Genomic DNA, 22,175 nt, shown 5'->3' with positions numbered 1-22,175 from the left:
CGGGGGCTCACGTGGTGCGGGTCTCGGCCAGGGTGTGCGCGACCAGGGCGTTGGCGTGTCCGTGACCCAGGCCGTGCTCGGTCTTGAGCCAGCCGACGAGTTCCATGTGCTTGGTCAGCGGAGAGGAGCGGATGAGGTCTTTCCACTCCGCGACCGGGCGCCCGTACTTCTTCTCGATCGAGGGGAAGTAACTGGCAGGGCCCTTGGTGGCTTCGGTCATGGTGATGCCGTCCCGTCTTCCGGAGTGTTGTCGCCAGTAGGACGGGCGGGGCCCGATCAAGTCATCGGCCGGCCGAGGTGTCGTGGGTCACACCACGCACCCCGGCCGGGGTGCGCCGCGACGGCTCTCACCCCGACCGTGAAGGGCCGAAGCCGTGCCCCGCGAACGAATGGCGGGGCCGGGCGGACGGGCTTAGCCTGAGACCAGTGAACGCCTCCGTTCGCTGCTCGCACGACACACCGGCAATCCCATGACGGGCTCTCGGACGACACCCTCAGAGCCTGCCGCCTCCCCGAAGCGGGGCAGCGGCAGCGGTATCGCACTCCTCGTCATCGCCTCGTGCCAGCTGATGGTGGTCCTCGACATCACCATCGTGAACATCGCTCTTCCGCACATCCAGACCTCGCTCGGCTTCTCCACCGAGACCCTGTCCTGGGTGATCAACGCCTACACGCTGACCTTCGGCGGTCTGCTCCTCCTGGGCGGGCGCCTCGGCGACATTCTCGGGCGCCGTAGAGTCTTCATGTTCGGTGTCCTGCTCTTCGTGTTCGCCTCGCTGCTCGGCGGACTCTCCCAGGAATCCTGGCAGTTGCTCGCCGCACGCTCGCTGCAGGGCGTCGGCGGAGCCATCGCATCGCCCACCGCCCTCTCGCTGATCACCACGACCTTCCGCGAAGGACCCGAGCGGAACCGGGCGTTCGGCGTGTTCGCCGCCGTCTCGGCGGGCGGCAGCGCGATCGGACTGCTCGCGGGCGGGCTGCTCGTGGAGTGGCTCGACTGGCGCTGGGTCCTCTTCGTGAACATCCCCATCGGCCTGCTCATCGCCGTGGCGACACCCCGCTACATCCGGGAGTCCGAGCGCCACCCGGGACACTTCGACCTCCTCGGCGCACTCACCTCCACCGTGGGCATGGTGCTGCTCGTCTACGGCTTCATCCGCGCCTCCGAGGACGGCTGGAGCGACAGCCTGACCATCGCGTCCTTCGTGGCGGCCGTCGTGCTCCTCGGCCTGTTCCTCGCCGTCGAGCGCCGCTCGAAGCAGCCCATCACCCCGCTGTGGATGTTCCGCGACCGCAATCGCGCCGGTGTCTACGGGATGATGCTGTGCCTGGCCGCGGCCATGTTCGGGATGTTCTTCTTCCTGACGCTCTTCGTGCAGAACATCCTGAACTTCAGCCCGCTGCGGGCCGGTCTCGCCTTCCTGCCGGTGAGCGCGATCATCGCGGTCGGCGCGGGACTCGCCTCCCAGCTGCTGCCCAAGTGGGGGCCCAAGCCCTTCATGGTGGTGGGCGCGACGCTGGCCGCCGTGGGGCTCGGCTGGCTGACGCTGACCGATGTCGACAGCACGTACACGGGAAGCCTGCTCGGGCCCGTGCTCGTCTTCGGCTTCGGCATGGGCATGCAGTTCGTGTCGCTGACGCTGATGGCGGTATCGGGCGTGGAGCCACAGAACGCCGGAGCGGCCTCCGGGATCCTCAACGCGACCCAGCAGGTGGGCGGTTCACTGGGCCTGTCCGTCCTCGTCACCGTCTTCGGCACGGCCAGCCGCAACGAAGCCACCGACCAGGTCCCCCGATTCCTGGCGGAGGCGACCCCGGCCCAGCTGGTGGAGTTCCGCAGGACGGGCGAGCTGCCGGGGCGCTGGGGCGACCAGGTCCTTGCCTCGGGCATTTCGAGTTCCTTCATAGCCGCTGCCGTCTTCGCCGTCGTCGCCGCCCTGATCGCCCTGATCGTCATCCAGGTGCGGCCGGCCGACCTGGAGCGCCTCCAGGGCGGTGGCGCCGTGCCGCTCGCGCCGGCCGCCGACGAGCCGGTGTCGAGCACGGACGCGCCGGCTCCGGGCACGGGCGAGGCTCCGCCTCCCCGCGACGGCCCTCCCCGTGACGACCCTCCTCGCGGCTGAATCCGCCCCCTTTGGAGCCACCATCCGGTGCTGCCCGGTGCCCGGACGACGGATGGCCTGATTCCCTTGGTGTGCACGCGAGTCGGGAACGGGCAGACGTACTATGACCAGCCGATCGGGGCTGGGGAGCTCAGAGGCGGTGGGGGCGGCGCGGGGCAAGGACCCATGGAGACGGGCGTGAACACGGACACCGACTACCGCTTGCTGGGCCCGGTCGAAGCATGGCGCGCGGGCCGCCGGCTCGCCCTGGGCGGACCCAAGCCCCGGGCGCTCCTCGCGGCGCTGCTCCTGGAGCCGGGGCGCGTGGTGTCCGTCGACGCGCTGATCGACGCCATCTGGGGCGAGAGGCCGCCGGACACGGCACGTTCGCTGATCCAGTCGTACGTCTCCGCGCTGCGCCGCGCGCTGTCCGCCGACGCCATCGAGACCCGGCCGCCGGGCTATCTCATCCACGCGGACGCCACCCTCGTCGACCGTGTCGAGTTCGAGCGCCTCTCCGTGCGGGGCAGGCAGGCCGCGGCGGACGGCGATCACGCCGCGGCCGCCCGGCTGTTGGGGGACGCCCTCGCCCTGTGGCGCGGCCCCGCGCTCGGCGGGATCGGCGAGACGCTGCGGGCCATGGCCGACCAGCTGGAAGAGGCGCGGCAGGCGGCCCTGGAGGAGCGCATTGCCGCGGATCTCGCGCAGACCGGCCGCGAGACGGAACTGGTGGCCGAGCTCACCGCGTTGGTCGCCACGCACCCCACCCGCGAGCGGCTGCGCGGCCAACTGATGCTCGCCCTCTACCGGTTGGGGCGCCAGGCCGACGCGCTCGCCGTGTACGTGGACGGGCGCGACGTACTGGCCGAGCAGCTCGGCATCGATCCAGGGCCCGATCTCAGACGGATGCACGAGGCGATCCTGCGGGCGGACGACGCGCTGCTGCCCGCCGCGGCAGATGCCCCCGACCCCACCGTCCCCAGGGACACCGTCGCCGTCCCGGTGGCGGCCCTCCTGCCGCCCACCATCGGTGACTTCACCGGGCGCGACCTGCAACTCGCCGATGTACGGGCCGCGCTGTCGGGGACCCGCGAGGCCATGCCGGTCGTCGTGCTGTCCGGGCCCGGCGGCGTCGGCAAGTCCACCCTGGGCGTCAGGGCGGCGCACCAAGTGGCCGACGCGTACCCGGACGGGCAGTTGTACGCCGAGCTGCGGGGCGTCACCGATCCCGTGGCACCCGGCGAGGTGCTCGGGCGGCTCCTGTACGCCTTGGGGGCGGACCCGCCCGACGGGGACGCCGAGCGGCGCGACCTCTTCCGCAGCCTGGTCGCGGGGCGCCGCATCCTTCTCGTGCTCGACGACGCGGCCAGCGAGTCCCAGGTGCGCCCGCTGCTCCCGGGGAGCGCCACCTGCGGGGTCCTGATCACCGCACGGGCCCGGCTCGGCGCCCTGCCCTGCACCCACCGCGCCGATCTCGACGTGCTCGACACGGAGCCGGGGACCGAACTCCTCGGCCGCGTCGCGGGGGAGCGACGCGTCACGGACGAGCCGGACGCCGCCCGGCGCATCGTCGAGCTGTGCGGCGGGCTCCCGCTCGCCATCCGGATCGCCGGTGCCCGCCTCGCGACCCGCAGACACTGGACCGCGCGCATGCTCGCCGACCGGCTCGCGGACGAACGCCACCGCCTGGACGAACTCGCCGTCGGCGACCTGGAGGTGCGCGCCGGCCTCGGCATGAGCTACCGGGCACTGGACGCCCCCGCCCGCACCGCCCTGCGCCGCCTCGGCCTGCTCGCCGCGCCCGACGTGGCCGCGTGGGTGGTGACCGCGCTGCTCGACGTTCCGGAGGCCGAGGCCGACCGCGTCGTGGAACAGCTCATCGACGCCCAGCTCCTGCACTGCACCGGCGTCGACCGCGCGGGCCAGCCCCGCTACCGTCCCCACGACCTGGTGCGCGTGTACGCCGCCGAACGCGCCGACGCCGAGGACCCGCCCGCAGAACGGGCCGCCGCCGTGGGACGCGCACTGGGCGCCTGGCTCTGGCTGACCGGCCGTGCCGCGTCCGCGACGCCGTCCGGCGCCGTCGAACTGCACCGCGGACTCCTGGACGCGAGCGGCCCGGGGGGAGCCGCCGCCGAAGCACTGCGGGGGCTCGTCCGCCCCGTGGGGCCGGAAGCCACCCAGCGAGCCCTCGCCGACCCGGCCGCCTGGTTCGAGGCCGAGGCCGACGCGATCGCCGCCGCCGTCGAGCGCGCCGCGGCCCTCGACCTGCACACTCTCTCCTGCGAGGCCGCGGCCGCCCTGTGCTCCTCCGCGTACACCGTCGGCAACCGCTTCGAAGCCTGGTGGCGCACCCACGACGCGGCCCTGGCCGCCGCCCGCCGCGCCGAGGACAGAGCGGGCGAGGCCCTGTTGCTGATCGGCCTCGGCCAACTCCGCTACGAACAGGACCGGTTCCCCGAATCGCAGGGCTACTTCAAGCAGGCGGCCGGGCTCTGTGCCGAACTCGGCGACATACGCGGCCGGGCCGCCGCCTTCGCCGGGCTCGGCAGCGCGCTGCGGGAAGCGGGGCGGCTGCGCGCCGCGCAGGAGACCCTCGTCCGCGCCGTCGACGGCTTCCGTCGGCTCAGCGACGACCCGGGCATCGGACTCTCCTGCCGGTACGCCGGATCCGTCCAGCTCGAACTCGGCGACTTCGAGGCCTCGCGCGCCTTCCTCGACGAGTCGCTGCGGGCCTACCGAAGACTCGGCAGCCGTCGCGGCGAGTCCCTCACACTGCGCTCGCTCGGCCTGGTGCACCGCGCGCTCGGCGAGTACGGGGCCGCGGAGGACCTCTCCGGCCGTGCGGTGGACCTCCTGCGCACGCTGGGGGACCCGCTCATGCTCGCGTACGCCATGCAGGCAAGGGCCAAGTCCCGCATCAGGCTGGGCCGTTCGTCCGAAGCGGCGACAGAGATCCGCACGGTCCTCGATGTCTGCCGGGGCCACCGCGACCGCTTCGGCGAGGCACTGGGCCTGCGCACCCTGGGCGAGTGCGAGCTCGCCGCGGGCCGCCTCGACGCCGCGGAACAGCACCTGACCGCGGCCGCCGGCCTCTGGGACGACCTGGGGCTGCCGCTGCCCCGCGCCCGCACCCTGCGCGATCTCGCCGCGGCGCGGGAGGCCGCGGGGGACCGGGTGGCGGCAGGCGCGCTGCGCGCCGAGGCGCGGGAGGTCTTCACGGCGTACGAGGCGCGCGAACGGAACGAGCCGGGACTCTGACCCGGTCCCGGTCCCCGTTCCGGTCCGGGCGTGCGACGTGCGGCGCCCTGCAGTCCGCTTGCCGCGTACTTGCAGAGAATTTGCAGCGGGCTGCGTCACTCTGTGGATGTCGGCGGGTGAACACGCCGACGGCAACGGGGGATCGCAGTAAACAACGGGGGACTCAGCGGAATTCATCGGGGGAAGCACGGGGGAAGGCCACTGATGCCTCGTACGGCCCACACCACCGACACCGTCGGTCGTGTGGGCCGCTCGTCGCGTAGAGCCCCTGCCAGGGCACGGAGGGGACTCCGGGGGCGGGCGGCAGCCCGTCCCCGGAGCTGTGCCCGCCACCGTCGCCACGAAGGGGCAAGCATGTCGCCGATCATCCTCATGAACGACCCCAGAGTCGTCGGCATTCAGGTCGACGAATGCGGCGAAGCCCTCGTCGACCTGCGCCAACTGCCCTTCCTTGACGTCGACGACCGCCTCGCCGACCCGGCAGGGGCCTATGCCCAGCTACGGGAGGGCGTCGCCTGGCGCCTGGCCCGCGCCGCCCGGCTGCTGCCCGAGGGCCTGCGCTTCCTGGTCACCGAGGGGTATCGTCCGCTCGCCCTGCAGATCCAGTATTTCGACGACTACGCGGCCGAGCTCAGGAAGGCCAACCCCGACTGGTCGGACGCCTACCTCCACCGGCAGACGAGCCGCTCCCTCTCGCCGCCCGAAGTGGGCCCGCACGTCGCGGGCGCCGCGGTCGACCTCACCCTGTGCACCACGTCCGGCAGCGAACTCGACCTCGGCACCCCGGTGAACGCGAGCCCCGAGGAGAGCGAGGGCGCCTGTTACATGGACAGCGACCGCATCACCCCGGCCGCCCGCCGCAACCGCCGCACCCTCACCGCCGCCCTCGTCACGGCGGGCCTGGTCAACTACCCCACGGAGTGGTGGCACTGGTCCTACGGCGACCGCTACTGGGCCCTGGCGACCGAGGCACCCACCGCGCGGTACGGCCCGATGACGCTCGAGGCCTCGGCGACCTGAAGGCCGAGCCCTTGGCCGGGAATCCGAACGGTCAAAGATGCGCCGATGAGTTAAGGGCGTCCGTCTGGTCTGTCCGTGTAGCCGGCGCTCTCGCGCCGACACCACGAGCGACGGAGCCCCAGATGTCCGACATCGAACCGCAGCAGGCAGCAGGCAAGGTACTCCTTCACTTCAGCATGTCGCTGGACGGGTTCGTGGCGGGCCCGAACCACGCCATGGACTGGCTGACCGGCGTCACCGGCCGCGACGGCGTGGAAGAGGAGTACATCGAGACCACCGGCGCGGTCCTCGGTGGGCGGAACGGCTGGGACCGCGCCCCGGGCGCCCGGCCCTACAGCGAGGACTGGAAGGGCCAGATCTTCGTCCTCACCCACCACCCCGAAGACGCCACACCCGCCGAAGGCGTCACGTTCCTGAACTGCGACGTGGCCGAGGCGGTACGCATCGGCCTGGAGGCCGCCGACGGCAAGAACCTCGAGGTCCTCTCCCCGACGATCGGCCGCCAACTGCTCGAACGCGGCCTGATCGACGAGATCGACCTGCACATCGCCCCCATCCTGCTCGGTGACGGCATCCGGCTCTTCGACAATCCCGGCGGACGACCGGTCCGCCTGCGACATGCCCACGGCTCACAGCCCTTCGCCGAGGTCGACGTCCGCTACCGCCCCGCCGCAGGATGAACCAGGGATCTCGGCCGGGAGGCTACGAGGCGAACGGCACCGCCGCCGGTGTCCCGTCGAGTGATGCCGCCGCGGGGTGGCGCCAGAGCCCCCGCGCGGCCAGCTGCGGCAGCACGCCCTCGCCGAACCAGTACGCCTCCTCCACGTGCGGGTAGCCGGAGAGCACGAACTCGTCGATGCCCAGGGCGTGGTACTCCGCGATGCGGTCGGCGATCTCCGTGTGCGAGCCGACCAGGGCCGTGCCCGCGCCGCCCCGCAGGAGGCCTATGCCTGCCCACAGGTTCGGGTAGATCTCCAGGCGGTCGGTGTTGCCGCCGTGCAGGGCCAGCATGCGCTTCTGGCCCTCGGAGCCGGACCGGGCCAGGCCCTGCTGCACCTCGCTGATCACGGACGGGTCGGCGCCTGACAGGAGGCGGTTCGCCTGGGTCCAGGCTTCCTCGGCCGTGTCGCGGGCGATGACATGCAGGCGGATGCCGAAGCGGACCTCGCGGCCCTCGGCCCTGGCCAGCGTACGGATCCAGGCGATCTTTTCGGCCACCTGGGCGGGCGGTTCGCCCCAGGTGAGGTACACGTCGCTGTGGCGGGCCGCCACCGGTCCCGCGGCCTTTGAGGAGCCGCCGAAATAGACCGGTGGCACCGGGGCGGGGAGGCGGGTGAGGCGGGCCTGTTCGACGCGTTCGTGTGCGCCCCGGAAGTCGACGGTCTCGCCGCGCCACAGGGAGCGGACGATGTGCAGGAACTCGTCGCAGCGGGCGTAGCGCTCGTCCTTGCCGAGGAAGTCCCCGTAGGCGCGCTGCTCGTGGTCCTCGCCGCCCGTGACGACGTTCAGGAGCAGACGTCCGCCGGAGTGCCGCTGGTAGGTCGCCGCCATCTGCGCGGCGAGGGTCGGCGTGACGAGACCGGGGCGGAAGGCCACCAGGAACTTCAGGCGTTCGGTCGACTCGACCAGCATCGCCGTGGTGAGCCAGGCGTCCTCGCACCAGGCGCCGGTGGGGGTGAGCGCTCCCTCGAAGCCCAACTGCTCAGCCGTACGCGCCACTTGGGTGAGGTAGGCGAGCGTGGCGGGGCGGTCGCCCCCGGCGGCGCCGGTGGGCACGCCGTGGCCGCCGCCGACGATGTGGCGGCTGTCGCCGTTGGTGGGCAGGAACCAGTGGAAGGTCAGGGGCATGGGTGGGGGTGTCCTCTGCGAGCCGTGTGTGCTGCGTGAGTCGTGTGGTCGGTGATGTTTGATGTGGCCGTGAAGTCGGGCCTGTCTAACAACAGGCCGTCGTGGGGCGGCGGGGTGTCGTTTGCCGGGGGCGGGAGGACGTGGGGAGGGGCGCTTCGTGCGGAAGGGAAAGCCGATTGCCCCCCTCACGCCACCGCGAGCCGCGTCGGCTCCGCGAGCACCTCGCGGAAGCGGTCGACGACGGGGGCAAGGCCGGCGTCCGCGTCGGGCGTGAGACTGACCGTCCCGTCATCGGCGGCCGTGATGTGGCGGTCCAGGACGAACCACCCCTGGGCGACCTCGGCACCGAGCGACGTGAGGACGGGCCGCAGCGCGTAGTCGACGGCGAGGACATGGGCGGGGGAGCCGCCGGTGGCCAGCGGCAGGACGGGCTTGCCGCGCAGCGCGTACTGCGGAAGGAGGTCGAGGAAGGTCTTGAGGACGCCTGAGTACGCCGCCTTGTAGACGGGGGTGCCGACCACGAGCGCGTCGGCGTTCTCGACGAGGGCGACCGCGTCGGCGACGGCGGGGTGCGAGGTGTCCGCGGACAGGAGCGCTTCGGCGGGCAGCGCGCGTACGTCCAGGGACTGGACCCGGTGCCCCTGCGCGGCAAGGCCGCGGCCCAGGTGCTTGACGAGACGCGCGGTGCGGGACGAGCCGGGGGCGGAGGCGCTGCCGGTGAGCGTGAGAACGGTGGCCATGGCGGAAGTCCTTCGGGTACGCGGCCACGTGGGCCGGTGGTGCGAGGCAGGGGGAGGCGGGCAGGCGGCAGGCCTGCGGGGATGCGCGCAGTCGCGAAGGGCGCGACGCTGCTCGGTGCGTACGCGGGGACCCGTCAGACCCGTCGGATCCGGCAGGGAATCGCGCGGTCCTTCAACGGGCCCGGCGGGGCGCGGAGTTCACGTGCACGAGAGGCGGTGGAGTGCCCGGCGGATGCTCAGCGGCCGTGGCGACAGCAGGCGCTGCACACCCGCGCGAGGTCGACGTACCGTCGCCGCGTGAGGTGGGGTCGCACTGCATTCATGTGCTCGATTCAAGCACCTGTCCCCACGGGGCGTCGAGTCGGTAATCACTAAGCCCTGATAGGGTTTCCCTCCCACATCGGGGTTCGGTGAGAGGCGCGCGGGATGCGGACAGAGCAGCTCGAGTACATCGAGGCTGTCACCCGGCTCGGCTCACTGCGCCGCGCCGCGGGCGAACTCCACCTCTCCCAGCCCGCGTTGAGCGAGACCGTGCGGAACCTCGAGCGGGAGCTCGGCGTCTCGCTCCTGGACCGGCACCGCTCAGGGGCGAAGGTCAGCGACGAGGGCCGTGAGCTCCTGCCGCACATCATCGGCGTACTGGAGTCGGTGGACCGGCTGCGCAGGGCCGCGCACGATCAGCACCAGTCCAGCCGTGTGGTGCGCGTCGGCACGGTGAACGCGGCGACGGCCCCGCTCCTGGTCCCGGCCGTGCGCGCATTCCGGGAGACCCACCCGGCGACGCAGGTGGAGATGGTCGGCTCGCAGCAGGACGACATCCACCGCGGCCTGCGCGAGGGACGCTTCGACCTGGGCCTGGTCAACTACCTGGACGGCGACGACACCCCACCGGACTTCGACACCACGGAGCTGCTGCGCGGCAGGCCCGTCGTCTGCCTGCACCCGGAAAGCCCGCTGGCCCGTCTGAAGGCGGTCTCGCCCGCCGACCTGGAGACCGAACCGTTCATCGCGATGCGCGCCGGCTACGTGATGCACCGCTACGCCCACCGTCTCCTCCGCGGCTCCCCGCCGTCCTTCGCGTACTCCACGGACGGCGCGGAACTGGGCAAGCTGATGGTGGCCGAAGGCCTCGGGGCCGCGCTCCTGCCCGACTTCAGTGTCATCGGCGACCCACTGGAGCGGGCCGGAATGATCACGCACCGCCCGCTCACCGACGAGACCACCCGCGTCCTCGTGGTCCTTCAGCGCCGCCGCAGCGAGTCCTTCCCGCGAGCCGTGAGGGAGTTGCACGTGGCCTTCGTGACCAGGGCGGCGGGGCTCAGGGAACGTCCGTGAGCCCGGTCTCGCCGCTCCTGCCTCACTGCCCCTGACCGCCGCGCACGGCCCCGCGTGCCACGGCTGACAGAAGCGAACCGACGGCGACGCCGATGGCCAGGTAGACGGCCGCCGTGCCGATCTGGGCTTCGAGTGACGCGTAGAAGGTGAAGGGCAGCAGCACCATGACGACGGTGGCCAGGGAGACGATCCAGACGAAGAAGCGGCCTGCCTGGGGCGTGCCGAGCAGCAGCAGATGCAGCAGGAGCGTCGCCGTCAGGGCGGCCAGCGCGGCACCGCCGGCCAGCAGCCCGGTCGAGGCATCGCCCATCGCGCCGTCACCTTCGGGCGCGAAGACCGGGATGCCGAGGATGCCCCGGACGAGCAGCAGCCCGACGACGGCGGTGAGGGCGGCGACCAGCGCGGTGACCAGGCCGCCGATCCACAGCCGCCCGGCGTCGACGCGGGAGTGCGAGGGCGGCGCCTGGTTCCCGTACTGGGCGGGCTGTCCGTAGCCGGTAGGCCCGCTGTAGACCTGTGGCGATCCGTTGTCGTACCCCGGCTCGTAGCCGTAGGGATGACGTGGTGGCTCCATGTGGCCTTACCCCTCCTCGCGGGACCCGTTCCTACCGATCGTCCCGGCGTGTGGCCACACCACCAGTGGACAGCCGCCACACGAGTGCGGGCCTTCCGGGCGACCGGCGGGCAGGGGAGGGCGGTCAGCCGGCTTCCGCATCGGGCTGATCGAGGGCGTCCGCGAGGCAGGGAACGGGGTCGAAGACCGGGAGGAGGCCGGTCACCCGGAGTATGTGCAGGGTCAGCGGGTGGGCGCAGACCAGTTGCAGCTGTCCGCCGTGTTCCAGGATGCGCCGTCGGGCCCGGCACAGCAGGCGCAGGCCCGAGCAGTCGAAGAAGTCGACAGGGCTGAGGTCGATGATCGCCGTGAGGCCGGGCCGTTCCGTGTGCGCGTCCAGGGCGGCGGCCATGTCGATGGCGGCGCTGATGTCGATCGCGCCATGGAACTCCAGGACCAGATGGCCTTGCGTGCGGTAGGTGTTCAGATGCCCGCTGCTGGCGGGCGGAGCGCCGTTGATCATGGTGGCATCCTCGGTGTGGACGAGGCCTGACATGTGCCAAGGAGGGGAGGGGGGCGGACTCACCGGGGGCCAGGGTGATCGTGCGCGGCGAACCGAGGGGCAGGTTGCGGCAAGGCGTCTTGCCGGGCCGTGGCTGCGGTCCGCGTATCTCTCATCCGCCCTGGTGAGGCAGGGAGGTGAGAGGTTTCCATCATGACCCCATCGGGTCGCGTTTGGCACATGTCCGGGGCAACTAACTGCCATTGCTGCGAAGTTGGCAGGCTGCCGCCTCGGTGCGCGGTGCTTTCGGGGGGCGTCTCACACGGTCGCCTGCGTACGTCACCCGGAGCGGGCGACGTGCGGCGGGGCGTCGAACCGGAAGGTGTCCGGCAGGAGTTGGCTCCTGCTACGAGAGGACACCGCCATGCCGATCGCCGGTGCGGCCCGGCCGCTGGCGGGGCGCGTCGTCCAGCAGCTCGTGCGCGTCACCATCCTCGACATGTCGACGCGTCTCGCGGCGCAGGCGTTCCTGGCCGCGCTGCCGATGCTCATCGCGGTGGCCTCGTTCAGTCCGGAGGCCGTGCGGAGTGAACTGCTGAGCTCGCTGCGCACCCTGATGGGTTCGGGCGGGCCCGTGGTGGCGCAGGCCGAGGGTGTGGCCGGCGGCGGTGACACCGAGATGCACAGCTGGGGTGCGGCGGGCGTGCTGGTCGCGTTGCTGTCCGCCACCGCCTTCACCCGGGCCCTGCAACGCATGTGCGAACGCTCCTGGGACCTGCCCCGCTCCGGTGTGCGGCTCGTCGCCTGGCGCTGGGCCGTGTGGCTTCTCGTGTGGATCGCGATGCTCATCGTGCAGGGCATGCTGCACCGGGCGTTCGGAGCGGGCCCCGTCCTGGGCGTGCCCCTGCAGCTGGGGGCGTCGGTCCTGATGTGGTGGTGGACCCAGCACCTGCTGCTCGCCGGACGGGTGCCCTGGCTGCCCCTGCTGCCGGGCGCCGTCCTGACGGGCACGGGAGTGGTCTCGTTCTGTGCGCTGTCGGGGCTGTGGCTGCCCCGTGCGCTACGGATGAGCGAAGGTCGCTACGGCGCGCTCGGCTCGGTGTTCACCGTGCTGTCCTGGCTGATCCTGTTCTTCACCGTCGTCGTGTTCGGCGTCGCCGTCGGCCGGTTGCTCGCCCAGGAGGAGTTCCTGGGCCGGCGGCTGAGGCTCGGCGGGCTGACCGAGCCTCACCCCGACGGATCCGGCGCCGCGGTCACCCGGCCGTCCCGCACCGCGGCGGCCAGCGCCCGGTGGTCGCGTTCGTTCTGGTCGGCGTACGACTCCGCGAATCGGGCCAGGGCCCGGTCGAAGGAATCGGAGCCGCCCAGATAGGAGCCGATGGCGATCCGGTCACCGGAGCGGGCATGCGCGCGGGCGAGGGTCGCGCCGCACATCCGGCCGAAGAGCCGCATGACGCCCGGGGTCATCAGCTCGGCCTGGGGGATGGCCTTCCAGTCCCGCAACTGCCGTATGTAGAAATCGCGTTCACGGCCGTCGAGCCCCTCGACCCGCTCCCAGCCCAGGAACATGTCGCTGGTCGCCTGCATCAGACGCTGTCCGGCGACGACCCGTTCGCCCTGGTTGAGGTGGCTGCTCGCGCCCGCGAACTGCGCGAGCACCGACGCCGGTGCTTCCTTCGCCTGGAGCAGCAACGGGTCGTTGTCGTCCCGGCCGAGCAGCAGGATGATCCAGCAGCGCGTCCCCACGCTGCCCACCCCGACGACTTTCCGCGCCATGTCGACCACCCGGTACTGGGCCAGCAGGGCCCGGCGGTCGGCGGGGAGCGTGGTTGCGTACCGGTCGATCAGGTCCCGCAGCTGATGTTCGAGCTCCTTGCGCTCGACCCCCGGCATGAGGTCGTCGAGAGGAGTGATCAGGGGCGGGTCGGGGGCGATCCGCAGCTGGCCGTCGACCACCCGGGCCAGTTTCTCCAGGGCCTGGAGATGGTCGCGGGTGCGGGCCTTGCTGATCGTGCGGGACACCCTCCGCCGCGCTCGCGAGTCCAGCTTGGCGGACAGCGTGGCGTGCAGATCCTCCACGTCGATGCGCGAGTACCACACGTCGAGGGTCCGCATCCGGGCGAATCCCCGCATCGCCTCCCGGTACGAGCGGACCGTCGCTCGCACCACGCGGGCCCGCTGCGACGGGCTGAAGCCGTTCTCGCGCCCGGCGATGACGAGGCTCACCGCGAGGCGTTTGACGTCCCACTCCCACGGTCCGGGAAGCGTCTCGTCGAAGTCGTTGACGTCGAACATCAGATGCCGCTCCGGCGAGGCGAGCAGCCGGAAGTTCAACATGTGCGCGTCCCCGCACAGCTGGGCCCACAGACCGCTGTCCGGGGTGGTGGCCAGATCGGTGGCCATGATGGCGGCCGCCCCGCGGAAGAAGCGGAACGGCGATTCCAGCATGCGGCCGTAGCGGATCGGCACCAGTTCGGGGAGCCTGCTCGCCGACTGCCGCTCGATCACGTCGATGGGGTCGGGCCGGTCCGGCGCGGGCGCGAACTCGGCGTGGCTCGACCGCCGGGCACGGGACCGGCCCGCCCTTCCCAGGGCCGCCCGTTGCTTCGGGGTGAGGTGATGGTGCGTGGTCTCGGTCATGGTGTGCTCCCTCCAGGCGCTGAGGACTCTGGGCGCGGCGCGGCCGCTCGGCGTCACCCCGATGGTGTGAAGTCGCCTTCCAGGGGTGAGGCCCGGGGTGCCGCGAGGCCACAGACTGAGAGGCATGGAACCGACGATGCGAGGACAGCGATGGCTGGCCCGTGCGTCCCTGGCATCCGCCGCTGCCGCGGTGCTGGTGCTCGGAGTGTTCGCGGGATTGAAGACCTTCGCGCTGCTCGGCGTGGGGCTCGCGGGCCTGGCGATCACGGCCGCCGCGGTGTGGTGGATCCTCAGCAGGCGTGGCCTGCCGCGGATCCTGGCGGCGCTGCTTGCGCTCATCACGCCGATCTGGGTGCTGGTGGAGTTCACCCAGGCCCGGCTCACCTGGGTGGTCCTGGCCTCCGGTGGTCTGTGGCTCCTGGCGGCGGGCACGGGCCGAGCGGCCCTCACCCGGCACGCTGCACCGGACGAGATGCCGGAGCAGCCGGCCGCGGAGTTCCGGCACCCGGTCCTGATCATGAATCCACGTTCGGGCGGCGGCAAGGTGCACCGGTTCGCCCTGGACGAGCGGGCCGGCGCGCTGGGCGCCGACGTGATGCTCCTCGAAGGGCCCGGCGAGACCGATGTGGCGGCCCTCGCCCGCAAGTGCGCGGCCGAGGGCGCCGATCTGCTCGGCGTCGCCGGCGGCGACGGCACCCAGGCCCTGGTCGCCGAGGTCGCCGCCGCTCTCGACCTGCCCTTCCTGGTGATCCCGGCGGGCACCCGCAACCACTTCGCCCTCGATCTGGGCCTGGACCGCGAGGACCCGGCGAAGGCCCTCGGCGCGTTGCGCGACGGGGTGGAACTGCGGGTGGATCTCGGCAGGGCCGGAGGGCGGCCCTTCGTCAACAACGTGTCGTTCGGCGCGTACGCCGAGGTGGTGCAGAGCCCGGCCTACCGGGACGGCAAGACGCGCACCACCCTGGGGCTCCTGCCGGATCTCCTCGTGGGCCACCGGGGCGCGCGGCTGACGGCGCGGGCCGGGGAGCACGACTTCACGGATCCGCAGGCCCTGCTGGTGAGCAACAACCCCTACGGTACGAACGACATCGCGGGCCTCGGCCGCCGCACGCGCCTGGACGGCGGGACCCTCGGCTGCGTCGGTGTGCACGTCACGAGTGCCGCACAGGCCGCGGGGCTGCTGCGCGGAGCGCAGTCCACCGGGCTGACCCGGGCGACCGCGGCCTTGGTGGTCGTCGACGCCGACCAGGAGGAGATCCCGGTCGGCATCGACGGCGAGGCGGTGCGTCTGCGTGTCCCCGTGCACTGCGAGGTGCGGCCCGGTGCCCTGCGGGTGGTCGTGCCCCGGCTGCGGCCGGGGACGTACCGGGAGCGGCCGCGGCTCGACTGGCGTCTGATCAGCAGGCTCGCGCTGACCTCCCGGTACCGACGGCCAGGAACAGCCGGCTACACCGGAGCTCCGTAGACCTTGTGAGCCTGACGGTGCCCGTACATGGTCAGCGACCAGATCACCAGGACGTCGAGGGCGATGATGATGGCCGACCACACCGGGTAGTACGGGGTGAAGAAGAAGTTCTCCAACGCGCTGAACCCCGCGATGGCGATCCCGACGGCACGGGCCCACGTACGGCCGCTGAAGATGTTGAGCGCCGCCGCGAGGACCACGACGCCGGTGAGCATCTGGACCCAGCCGCGGACGTTGACGTCGAAGTCGAACGGGTAGTCGTTCTGCGATTGGTAGAAGTTGTCGTCGAGGATCGCGGTGAGTCCCGCGATCGCGTGGAACGAGCCGATGATGCCCAGTACGCATACGGCGAAGACGACTCCGCCGACGGCGACCGGACTGACGTGGGGCTGCGGTTCGGGCGCGCCGGAACGCGTCTGGTCCGGCGAGATCTGATCTGCCATGTCGAACCTCCTCCTCGGTGGACCCGGAGCATCCCGCCCGTCGCCGCCCGGCCGGTTCACCCGCAGCGGATGAGCCCGCAGGCCCAGGTGGCGCCGCCGTCACCCGCACAAGGTGATGCCGTCGGCCGTGCCGCCACGACAATGGCGGCTGATGGCAGGGCCGTCGCACTGGAGGTGGCGCCATGGGCGGGGCACAGGAGAGCTCGGGGCCCGAACCGGCCGCGACACCACCCGGCGGCGCCGACTTCGAGATCCGCGTCCGGGGCAGGATCGGCGAGGCCTTCCGGTCGGCGTTCGGGGAGTTGACGGTCGTGCTGCGCCCCGCCGAAACGGTGCTCTTCGGCGCGGGACTCGACCAGGCCGCCCTGTACGGGATCCTCGACCGCATCCAGGCGCTGGGGCTCGAACTCCTCGAGGTGCGCCGGGTACCGGGCACCAGTACCTAGACAGTTCCCGTACCTGGACGCTTCCCGCCACCGGCACCGCGCGCCTGGGCGGCGGCGCGGACTCAGCGGGCAGTAAGGATCGAGCCTCCGTTCGAAAAGGGCCGACCGGCCTCTTCCGAAGTCGCGGTGGACGCCCCACGGTGTAGGAGTAATGCCCTCCACATGGGGAGGTGAGGGGCATGTCCGCAGCGCTGCGCACGGAGCCAGGAGGTGGCTCGAGGGGGACGGCGGGCGAAGTGTCCGTCCTGCACGGGCGGTTGCATGAGCTGCGCGGGGAGGACCAGGCGGCCGATCCGAGCGTGACGGCCTGTCTGGTGTGGGTCGCCGGCACCCTCGTACGCATCGCGGGGGACGTACGTGATCTCCGCAGCGCGGGTGTGCTGGTGGGCGAGGCGGCGGCTGTGCTGGCCCTGGTGCCCGCGCAGCCGGGGCGGCCCGAGTGCGTGCCACCGCCTCCGCAGCCGTTGACGAGCTGTCAGCTGGTGGTGCTGTGCCGGTTGCAGCAGGAGGTGCCCCTGCGGGAGATCGCCGAGGATCTGTACGTCTCGGTGAACACGGTCAAGAGCCATGTCCGCGCCGTCTACCGGAAGCTGGGCGTGGCCTCCCGGGCCGAAGCGGTGCGGCGTGCCCGCGTGCTGGGGCTCGTGTAAGGCGGAAAGCCAAGGCCTGAGCCACAGCGGCAGCCATCGCCCCAGCCACCGTCACAGGAGCTGGAGTTCGCGAGCCCGCCGGACAGCGGCCGAGCGCCGGGTCACGGCGAGCTTGCGGTAGACGCTCTTGAGGTGTGTCTTCACCGTGTTCACCGAGAGGTACAACTCTTCGGCGATCTCCTCGGTGGTCATCATCTGCGCCAGCCGGTTCAGGACGTCGCGTTCCCGCGCGCTGAGCCGCTCGGCGGGAGCCGCTGGGGCGGCCACGACGGTGAGGGCCTGCCGGGCGGCCGTGTGCTGCGGCGCGGCGGTGACGGGTGTCCTGTGACGGGCGGAGTCGAGCAGGGAGACGCAGGCGGGCACCAGGGCCCGCAGCACGGTGCGCGGCAGCCGGGACGCGGCCACCACATCGGCGATCGGAGCGGGTGCCGAACCGCACTGCTCCACCACCGTGGCGAGCCCCGCCACCAGGGAAGCGATCTCGGAGAGGAAGTCGTCAGGGGATCCGCCCAGCACGGCCCCGGCCCTGGTGAGTTCCTGCCGGGCCCGGCGGGGTTCCGCGCGTGCCAGTTCGACCCAGGCGCGCACGAGATGCAGGCACGCCTGCGAGCGCTCCGCCACGGTCCAGGCGGGCAGGGGCGGCTGGGTGGCCTGGGCGGCGAGTTCGTCGGCGGCACGGAAGCGGCCGCGCAGCGCCTCGAGGAGCGCGAGTTCGATGAGGCAGTCCCGGCGCAGTGCGCCGTTCCCGGCGGCGCCGGCGGCCTTGAGCCCGCCGGTGAGAGAGGCTTCCGCGGGCTTGAGGCCGCCGGTCCGCAACTCGCCGCTGCCGCGGGTGGCCAGGGTGAGGGCGAGGATCTCGGGGCGCTGCGCGAGCGCCGCGTGCGGCAGGCGTGAGAGGGCCGACTCCGCGTCGGCCGCGGCGGCGCGTGCCTCGTCAGGGTTCCGGGAGCGCAGCTGGTCCATGCGGATCACGGCACGGGCCAGGCGGCACCGGGCCACGCGGTCCTCCTCCGCCGGCAGCTCCGAAAGGAGCCGGTCGGCGAGGGCGAGGTGGCGCGTGCACGCCTGGTCGTCGTCGCGGACCCGGGCGACCGCCGCGGCGAGCAGCGCCGGTTCGGGGTTCTCCGTCGGCAGCTGTTCGGGCAGCCGCCGGGTCAGCTCGTTCGGCAGCCGCAGTTTGGTGAGGCCGAGCACCTGGCCGATCGCGAGGCGGTCCACGATGAGCCGTCCTGCCGTGCCCCAGTCGCCCGCGGCGAGCAAGTGCCGCACGGCGTCGGCCAGCAGACCGTGCTCGCCGAGCCAGGCCGCCGCGCGGCGGTGCAGCGGGGCGACGAGGCCGGGCTTCTCGTGACGCAGGCACATCCGCAGCACGTCGGCGAACATCTGGTGGCAGCGGTACCAGCCCTGGCCGACGGGTTGCAGGAACGAGTTCTCGCGGACGAGGGCGGCGAAGTGCCGGCCCGCGTCCTCGCCGGAGAGCTCGACGGCCAGCTCGGCGTTCACGCGATCCAGCACACTGGTCGTGAGCAGCAGCCGGCGCATGCCGTCGGGCTGTACGTCGAGCACTTCCTCGACGAGGTAGCTGGCGACGGCCTCGTCGTCGCCGGCGAACTGGGTGACGAACCGCTCGGGGTCACTTCGCTTCTCCATGGACATCGCGGCAAGGCGCAGCCCCGCCGCCCAGCCGTCCGTGCGCCGTCGCAGCGTGGCCACCGTCTGCTTCGGCACGTCGATCCCGTGCTGGGCGAGGAGCGCCGCCGTCTCCCGGTCGTCGAAGGCCAGGTCGCCGGTCCGCAGCTCGGTGACCTCGCTGGTGAGCCGGCCGCGGTGCAGATGCAGGGGAGGGTCCCGGCGGGCGAGCGCCACCAGGCGCAGCACCCCCGGCAGGTGCCGCAGGAGGCTGTTGACCCCTTCCGCGATGGGGGAGCCGGGAGTGGGCTGGAAGTCGTCAAGGACCAGCACCACCGGCTCACCGCGCTGGTTGAGATCGGCGGCGAGCGCCGCCACGAGCAGCGGCTCCGGCTCCGATGCGACGGGTTCGGCCACGTCCACGCCGGCCTCGCGCAGCGCGCCGATCACGCGCGGCCAGAAGACGCTGGACTGCTCGGCCGGGCCGTCGCAGCTGACCCAGGCGAGCGGGCCCGGCAGGCGCCGGGTGTGCGCCCACTCCAGGGCCAGAGCGGTCTTGCCGGCGCCCACAGGCCCCACGATCACGGTCAGTGGTCCGAGGGCGCCTCTCACAAGACGGTCCGTCAGGCGGGGTCTGGGCACCAGCCAAGGGGGCAGCGAGGGTGCCGTGCCGGCGGAGGCCCGGTCCGGGTCGGTGTCCCGTGCGGGGCGTGAGCACTCGGCCATGGGCGGCACCTCGCTCTCGGAGCCATGTGGTGCGGCTGCGGCAAGTATGGGGTCGACAGGACAGCGCGAACGCGCGGCAGGCGCCATCTCACCCGGGTGAAATTCCCGTGGGGACGGCGCCTGCCGCAGCGGCCTGGCCCGGGGAGCCGGGCCGCCTGCGGTCACTGCTCCTGAAGAGCCTTGACCAGTTCCTCCTCCCGGTCCTTGGTGAGCGACGTACGGATCACGGTGGGGTTGAAGGGGCGTACCGCGTCACGTACGCGGTCGGGTGTCGAGCGCCGGACGAGGGCGAAGACGGCGGCGCGGCCCGGTTCGAGGGCGCTCGCGGTCTCCTTCACGAAGGCGTCGTTGATGCCGATGTCGGTGAGCTTTCCGGCGACGGCTCCGGTGGCGGCTCCCACCGCGGCACCGAACACCGGCATCAGGAAGAGCAGCCCGAACAGTGAGCCCCACAGGGCACCGCCGGCCGCGCCGGTCGACGTGGTGCTGAACGTCTGACGCACATGGATCTTGCCGTCCATGGTCCGCCAGGCGAGTGCCGCGTCCTCCAGGTCGAGCAGCTCCTGGCGGTGAAGTTCCTTGGAAAGCCGCAGAACCCCTTCCGCCTTCTCCTTGTCCGAGAATCCGAGCACGACGAGATCGGCCATCAGGCCCTCCTCCGGTGGTTGCGGGTCGTCGGGTCCGGCCCCGCTTCAGGCGTGACCGGGTCGCCCAACTTCTGTGCCATTGCCGTCAGTTCGGCGAGTACGGGGGCCAGCGCCTCTGCGGTGAGGAAGCCCTCGGCGACCGGCACCGCGCCGGCGTCGCGGAGGGCTTTGCGCAGGTACTTGGCCCAGATGTGTTCCAGCAGGATGAACGCCGCGGCGGCCCCCGGGTCGAGGGACTCGGCCATCTCCCTGATCTCTGGGAGGGTCAGGCCGAAGGCATTGCCCTCGGCCAGGCTCGGGTAGGTCTCCTCCGCGGCACGGACCTGCTCCTCGGAGATGCCGAGAAGCGAGGCGACCGTCTCTCCCATGCCCTCCGCCTGGAAGTCCAGGGCGAACAGATTCCCGCCGGGCTCCTTGCGGACGAAGAGCATGTCCAGGACGCGGATCTGTCCGTTCGCCTCAAGGATCGCCAGTTCCTCGATGATCCGTCCTTCGAACTTGGCGTCAGGTCCGAACTCGACCGTCAGGAGTTGTACCGGTCCGATCCCAGCCATCGTGTCTCCTCTCGCGGATGTGCCGCCGTCACGTCCCCCGTCACGGCCGTCATCACAGCGTCGGCACCGGGTACGGCGCGTCACCCGCCGCAGGTGAGCAAGGCGGGCACGGGCGCGGTGACGGTGGGAGGCGGAGGTACGACGCCCATGACTCATCACGAGACACCGGACCCCGGCGACGACGGGCCCACCCGGGACAGCACCACCGAGTCCGAACTGGAGCGCCTGCGGGCGGAGGTCACCGCACTGCGCGACCGGGCCGGCACCGAACGGCGGCGCAAGGTCCGCCTGCTGTCCGTCCGGCGCACCGTGGCGGCCGTGCTGATCGCGCTGGTCGCCGTCCTCGCCGTCACCTCGATCGTGGGTGTGTGGGGTGCGCGGACCACGCTCGATACGGACCGCTGGATCGCCACGGTGGGGCCGCTGCCCGACGACCCCGACGTGAACGCCGCCGTCTCGACCTATCTGACGCGCGAGATCTTCGACCAACTGGACGTCGAGCAGCGGCTGTCCGAGACGCTGCCGCCGCGCGCGTCCTTCCTCGCGGCACCGGTCACCGGAGCCGTCCACGACTACCTGCGGGACTCGATCTCCCAACTCATCGCCACGGACCGCTTCCAGGAGCTGTGGCGTGCGACGAACCGTCTCGCCCACGAGCGGATCGTCGAGGTGCTGGAGAAACGCAACGAGAACGTGCGGGTGAGCGGCGACACGGTCACCCTGAACCTGCTGCCGATGGTCAACAACGCGCTGCGCTCCCTGGAGCAGCAACTGCCCACCCTGTTCGGCAAGAAGCTGGACCTGCCCGCCCTCTCCTCCGGTGAGATACCGCCGGGCCTGCACGAGCGCATCGAGAGCGCGCTCGGCGTCTCGCTGCCCGAGGACTTCGCGCAGATCCGGCTCTACAACCGCAACGAGCTGGGCCAACTGCAGGAGTCCGTACTGCTGTTCAAGCGCGCGGTGGTGGGCCTGGTGATCGGTGTGCCGGTCCTGCTCGGGCTCGCCCTGTGGATCTCGCCCCAGCGGCGGCGCACCCTCCTCCAGCTCGGTCTGTGGCTGGTGGTCACCGTCACGGCCTTGTCGACCGTGCTGCGCGCGGTCCGGGACCAACTGCTCGACCAGGTGCCGTCCGGCGTCTACCGCGACGGCGTACAGGCCGCGCTGTGGACCGTGTTCACGACCCTGCGCGAACGGGGCGACCAGCTGCTGTGGCTGGGGATCGCCATCGCCGTACTGGCGTATCTGGTGGGACGCGGACGCCTGCCCGTGGCGCTGCGCCGGCACACGGCGCAGGGAGTGCGGGCCACGGGGCACTTCGTGGCCAAGGCCGGCGAACGGCTCCCCGAAGGTGCGCGGGTGCGGCCGTGGCTGGCCCGGCACGCCGATGTGCTGCGGGTGTCGGGAGCCGTGGTCGCGGCCCTGATCGCGCTGCTCCTGTCGTCGTGGACCGCGCTGCTCGTGGTCGGCGCGCTGCTGGCCGCGTACGAGATCGCGCTCACCCTCGTCGCCCGCTCGGCAGGACCGCCCCCGGACGGCTCACCCCCGAAAGGTGAGGCGGGCCGTGGGACCCCCGCGAAGACTGGCGCATCCGTTTGACCGAGGCAGGGAGACGCG

The 22,175-nt window shown here is 72.1% G+C and carries 20 protein-coding genes and 1 pseudogene; 10 read left to right on the top strand and 11 right to left on the bottom strand.

The window, feature by feature from the left end:
- Positions 1-7: 7 nt before the first annotated feature.
- Positions 8-220 (bottom strand): DUF4287 domain-containing protein, encoded by a 213-nt coding sequence (locus AC07AG_RS27250; RefSeq protein ID WP_478758484.1) that lies wholly within the window; start codon positions 218-220, stop codon positions 8-10.
- Between the two features lie 250 nt (positions 221-470).
- Between AC07AG_RS27250 and AC07AG_RS27245 the strand changes: the two genes are divergently transcribed.
- The 4 genes from AC07AG_RS27245 (at position 471) to AC07AG_RS27230 (ending at position 7,063) form a co-directional block, all read left to right on the top strand.
- Entirely contained in the window at positions 471-2,123 is a 1,653-nt protein-coding gene (locus AC07AG_RS27245) for an MFS transporter (RefSeq protein WP_478758482.1), read from the top strand.
- Between the two features lie 177 nt (positions 2,124-2,300).
- Entirely contained in the window at positions 2,301-5,363 is a 3,063-nt protein-coding gene (locus AC07AG_RS27240; RefSeq protein ID WP_478758480.1) for an AfsR/SARP family transcriptional regulator, read from the top strand.
- A gap of 354 nt (positions 5,364-5,717) precedes the next feature.
- Positions 5,718-6,383, top strand: coding sequence for a M15 family metallopeptidase (locus AC07AG_RS27235; protein ID WP_478758478.1), 666 nt, complete (start codon positions 5,718-5,720; stop codon positions 6,381-6,383).
- Positions 6,384-6,505: 122 nt separating this feature from the next.
- A complete protein-coding gene (locus AC07AG_RS27230) occupies positions 6,506-7,063 on the top strand; it encodes a dihydrofolate reductase family protein (protein ID WP_478758476.1) in 558 nt (185 codons plus the stop codon).
- 22 nt (positions 7,064-7,085) lie between these two features.
- On the opposite strand, the gene AC07AG_RS27225 is transcribed toward AC07AG_RS27230, so the two are convergent.
- The 3 genes from AC07AG_RS27225 to AC07AG_RS27215 form a co-directional block, all read right to left on the bottom strand.
- Positions 7,086-8,231, bottom strand: a complete 1,146-nt coding sequence (locus AC07AG_RS27225) for an LLM class flavin-dependent oxidoreductase (RefSeq protein WP_478758474.1) — start codon at positions 8,229-8,231, stop codon at positions 7,086-7,088.
- 185 nt (positions 8,232-8,416) lie between these two features.
- Positions 8,417-8,971, bottom strand: a complete 555-nt coding sequence (ssuE, locus tag AC07AG_RS27220; RefSeq protein WP_478758472.1) for an NADPH-dependent FMN reductase — start codon at positions 8,969-8,971, stop codon at positions 8,417-8,419.
- 236 nt (positions 8,972-9,207) lie between these two features.
- On the bottom strand, positions 9,208-9,294 hold the full coding sequence (locus AC07AG_RS27215) for a putative leader peptide (protein ID WP_478758781.1): 87 nt from the start codon (positions 9,292-9,294) through the stop codon (positions 9,208-9,210).
- 103 nt (positions 9,295-9,397) lie between these two features.
- On the opposite strand from AC07AG_RS27215, the gene AC07AG_RS27210 reads away from it, so the two are divergent.
- Positions 9,398-10,306 carry a LysR family transcriptional regulator gene (locus tag AC07AG_RS27210; protein WP_478758471.1) on the top strand — a complete coding sequence of 303 codons (909 nt, stop codon included), beginning with the start codon at positions 9,398-9,400 and terminating at the stop codon, positions 10,304-10,306.
- Positions 10,307-10,328: 22 nt separating this feature from the next.
- Here the strand turns inward: AC07AG_RS27210 and AC07AG_RS27205 are convergent, their stop codons facing one another.
- Together AC07AG_RS27205 and AC07AG_RS27200 are read right to left on the bottom strand one after the other, a co-directional pair.
- Positions 10,329-10,880: a DUF6069 family protein gene (locus AC07AG_RS27205; RefSeq protein ID WP_478758469.1), complete on the bottom strand. Its 552-nt coding sequence runs from the start codon at positions 10,878-10,880 to the stop codon at positions 10,329-10,331.
- A 124-nt stretch (positions 10,881-11,004) separates the two neighbouring features.
- A complete protein-coding gene (locus tag AC07AG_RS27200) occupies positions 11,005-11,415 on the bottom strand; it encodes an STAS domain-containing protein (protein ID WP_478758467.1) in 411 nt (136 codons plus the stop codon).
- Between the two features lie 370 nt (positions 11,416-11,785).
- On the opposite strand from AC07AG_RS27200, the pseudogene AC07AG_RS27195 reads away from it, so the two are divergent.
- Positions 11,786-12,529: pseudogene (locus AC07AG_RS27195) on the top strand (YhjD/YihY/BrkB family envelope integrity protein); the annotation flags it as partial.
- A gap of 59 nt (positions 12,530-12,588) precedes the next feature.
- Here the strand turns inward: AC07AG_RS27195 and AC07AG_RS27190 are convergent.
- Complete coding sequence (locus AC07AG_RS27190) at positions 12,589-14,001, bottom strand: DUF2252 domain-containing protein (protein ID WP_478758465.1); 1,413 nt, start codon at positions 13,999-14,001, stop codon at positions 12,589-12,591.
- Between the two features lie 124 nt (positions 14,002-14,125).
- Here AC07AG_RS27190 and AC07AG_RS27185 point away from each other — a divergent pair, with 124 nt between their 5' ends.
- Positions 14,126-15,466 carry a diacylglycerol/lipid kinase family protein gene (locus tag AC07AG_RS27185; protein WP_478758464.1) on the top strand — a complete coding sequence of 447 codons (1,341 nt, stop codon included), beginning with the start codon at positions 14,126-14,128 and terminating at the stop codon, positions 15,464-15,466.
- Here the strand turns inward: AC07AG_RS27185 and AC07AG_RS27180 are convergent.
- Complete coding sequence (locus tag AC07AG_RS27180; protein ID WP_478758462.1) at positions 15,448-15,909, bottom strand: DUF7144 family membrane protein; 462 nt, start codon at positions 15,907-15,909, stop codon at positions 15,448-15,450. The two genes, AC07AG_RS27185 and AC07AG_RS27180, sit on opposite strands and share 19 nt — an antisense overlap.
- 182 nt (positions 15,910-16,091) lie before the next feature.
- Between AC07AG_RS27180 and AC07AG_RS27175 the strand changes: the two genes are divergently transcribed.
- Both AC07AG_RS27175 and AC07AG_RS27170 read left to right on the top strand, forming a co-directional pair.
- Entirely contained in the window at positions 16,092-16,355 is a 264-nt protein-coding gene (locus AC07AG_RS27175; protein ID WP_478758461.1) for a hypothetical protein, read from the top strand.
- Between the two features lie 179 nt (positions 16,356-16,534).
- Positions 16,535-17,005, top strand: coding sequence for a LuxR C-terminal-related transcriptional regulator (locus AC07AG_RS27170; protein ID WP_478758459.1), 471 nt, complete (start codon positions 16,535-16,537; stop codon positions 17,003-17,005).
- Positions 17,006-17,056: 51 nt separating this feature from the next.
- Here AC07AG_RS27170 and AC07AG_RS27165 read toward each other — a convergent pair whose 3' ends face one another.
- The 3 genes from AC07AG_RS27165 to AC07AG_RS27155 form a co-directional block, all read right to left on the bottom strand.
- Positions 17,057-19,360 (bottom strand): winged helix-turn-helix domain-containing protein, encoded by a 2,304-nt coding sequence (locus AC07AG_RS27165; protein ID WP_478758457.1) that lies wholly within the window; start codon positions 19,358-19,360, stop codon positions 17,057-17,059.
- 161 nt (positions 19,361-19,521) lie between these two features.
- Positions 19,522-20,007, bottom strand: a complete 486-nt coding sequence (locus AC07AG_RS27160; protein WP_478758455.1) for a DUF1269 domain-containing protein — start codon at positions 20,005-20,007, stop codon at positions 19,522-19,524.
- Positions 20,007-20,561 (bottom strand): DUF1269 domain-containing protein, encoded by a 555-nt coding sequence (locus AC07AG_RS27155; RefSeq protein ID WP_478758454.1) that lies wholly within the window; start codon positions 20,559-20,561, stop codon positions 20,007-20,009. Before AC07AG_RS27155 ends, AC07AG_RS27160 begins: the two co-directional genes overlap by 1 nt.
- A gap of 147 nt (positions 20,562-20,708) precedes the next feature.
- On the opposite strand from AC07AG_RS27155, the gene AC07AG_RS27150 reads away from it, so the two are divergent.
- Positions 20,709-22,157 (top strand): hypothetical protein, encoded by a 1,449-nt coding sequence (locus tag AC07AG_RS27150; protein WP_478758452.1) that lies wholly within the window; start codon positions 20,709-20,711, stop codon positions 22,155-22,157.
- Positions 22,158-22,175: the final 18 nt, after the last annotated feature.

The sequence above is a fragment of the Streptomyces sp. NPDC044044 genome (assembly GCF_056434405.1).
The sequence above is the reverse complement of the archived record's forward strand: the minus strand, read 5'-3'. Positions and strand labels throughout refer to the sequence as shown.

Excerpts from the sequence above, each read along its gene's own strand:
- AC07AG_RS27250 (WP_478758484.1), bottom strand. The coding sequence starts at position 220 with ATGACCGAAGCCACCAAGGGCCCTGCCAGTTACTTCCCCTCGATCGAG.
- AC07AG_RS27245 (WP_478758482.1), top strand. The coding sequence starts at position 471 with ATGACGGGCTCTCGGACGACACCCTCAGAGCCTGCCGCCTCCCCGAAG.
- AC07AG_RS27235 (WP_478758478.1), top strand. The coding sequence starts at position 5,718 with ATGTCGCCGATCATCCTCATGAACGACCCCAGAGTCGTCGGCATTCAG.
- AC07AG_RS27230 (WP_478758476.1), top strand. The coding sequence starts at position 6,506 with ATGTCCGACATCGAACCGCAGCAGGCAGCAGGCAAGGTACTCCTTCAC.
- AC07AG_RS27225 (WP_478758474.1), bottom strand. The coding sequence starts at position 8,231 with ATGCCCCTGACCTTCCACTGGTTCCTGCCCACCAACGGCGACAGCCGC.
- ssuE (WP_478758472.1), bottom strand. The coding sequence starts at position 8,971 with ATGGCCACCGTTCTCACGCTCACCGGCAGCGCCTCCGCCCCCGGCTCG.
- AC07AG_RS27215 (WP_478758781.1), bottom strand. The coding sequence starts at position 9,294 with ATGAATGCAGTGCGACCCCACCTCACGCGGCGACGGTACGTCGACCTC.
- AC07AG_RS27210 (WP_478758471.1), top strand. The coding sequence starts at position 9,398 with ATGCGGACAGAGCAGCTCGAGTACATCGAGGCTGTCACCCGGCTCGGC.
- AC07AG_RS27205 (WP_478758469.1), bottom strand. The coding sequence starts at position 10,880 with ATGGAGCCACCACGTCATCCCTACGGCTACGAGCCGGGGTACGACAAC.
- AC07AG_RS27200 (WP_478758467.1), bottom strand. The coding sequence starts at position 11,415 with ATGTCAGGCCTCGTCCACACCGAGGATGCCACCATGATCAACGGCGCT.
- AC07AG_RS27190 (WP_478758465.1), bottom strand. The coding sequence starts at position 14,001 with ATGACCGAGACCACGCACCATCACCTCACCCCGAAGCAACGGGCGGCC.
- AC07AG_RS27185 (WP_478758464.1), top strand. The coding sequence starts at position 14,126 with ATGGAACCGACGATGCGAGGACAGCGATGGCTGGCCCGTGCGTCCCTG.
- AC07AG_RS27180 (WP_478758462.1), bottom strand. The coding sequence starts at position 15,909 with ATGGCAGATCAGATCTCGCCGGACCAGACGCGTTCCGGCGCGCCCGAA.
- AC07AG_RS27175 (WP_478758461.1), top strand. The coding sequence starts at position 16,092 with ATGGGCGGGGCACAGGAGAGCTCGGGGCCCGAACCGGCCGCGACACCA.
- AC07AG_RS27170 (WP_478758459.1), top strand. The coding sequence starts at position 16,535 with ATGTCCGCAGCGCTGCGCACGGAGCCAGGAGGTGGCTCGAGGGGGACG.
- AC07AG_RS27165 (WP_478758457.1), bottom strand. The coding sequence starts at position 19,360 with ATGGCCGAGTGCTCACGCCCCGCACGGGACACCGACCCGGACCGGGCC.
- AC07AG_RS27160 (WP_478758455.1), bottom strand. The coding sequence starts at position 20,007 with ATGGCCGATCTCGTCGTGCTCGGATTCTCGGACAAGGAGAAGGCGGAA.
- AC07AG_RS27155 (WP_478758454.1), bottom strand. The coding sequence starts at position 20,561 with ATGGCTGGGATCGGACCGGTACAACTCCTGACGGTCGAGTTCGGACCT.
- AC07AG_RS27150 (WP_478758452.1), top strand. The coding sequence starts at position 20,709 with ATGACTCATCACGAGACACCGGACCCCGGCGACGACGGGCCCACCCGG.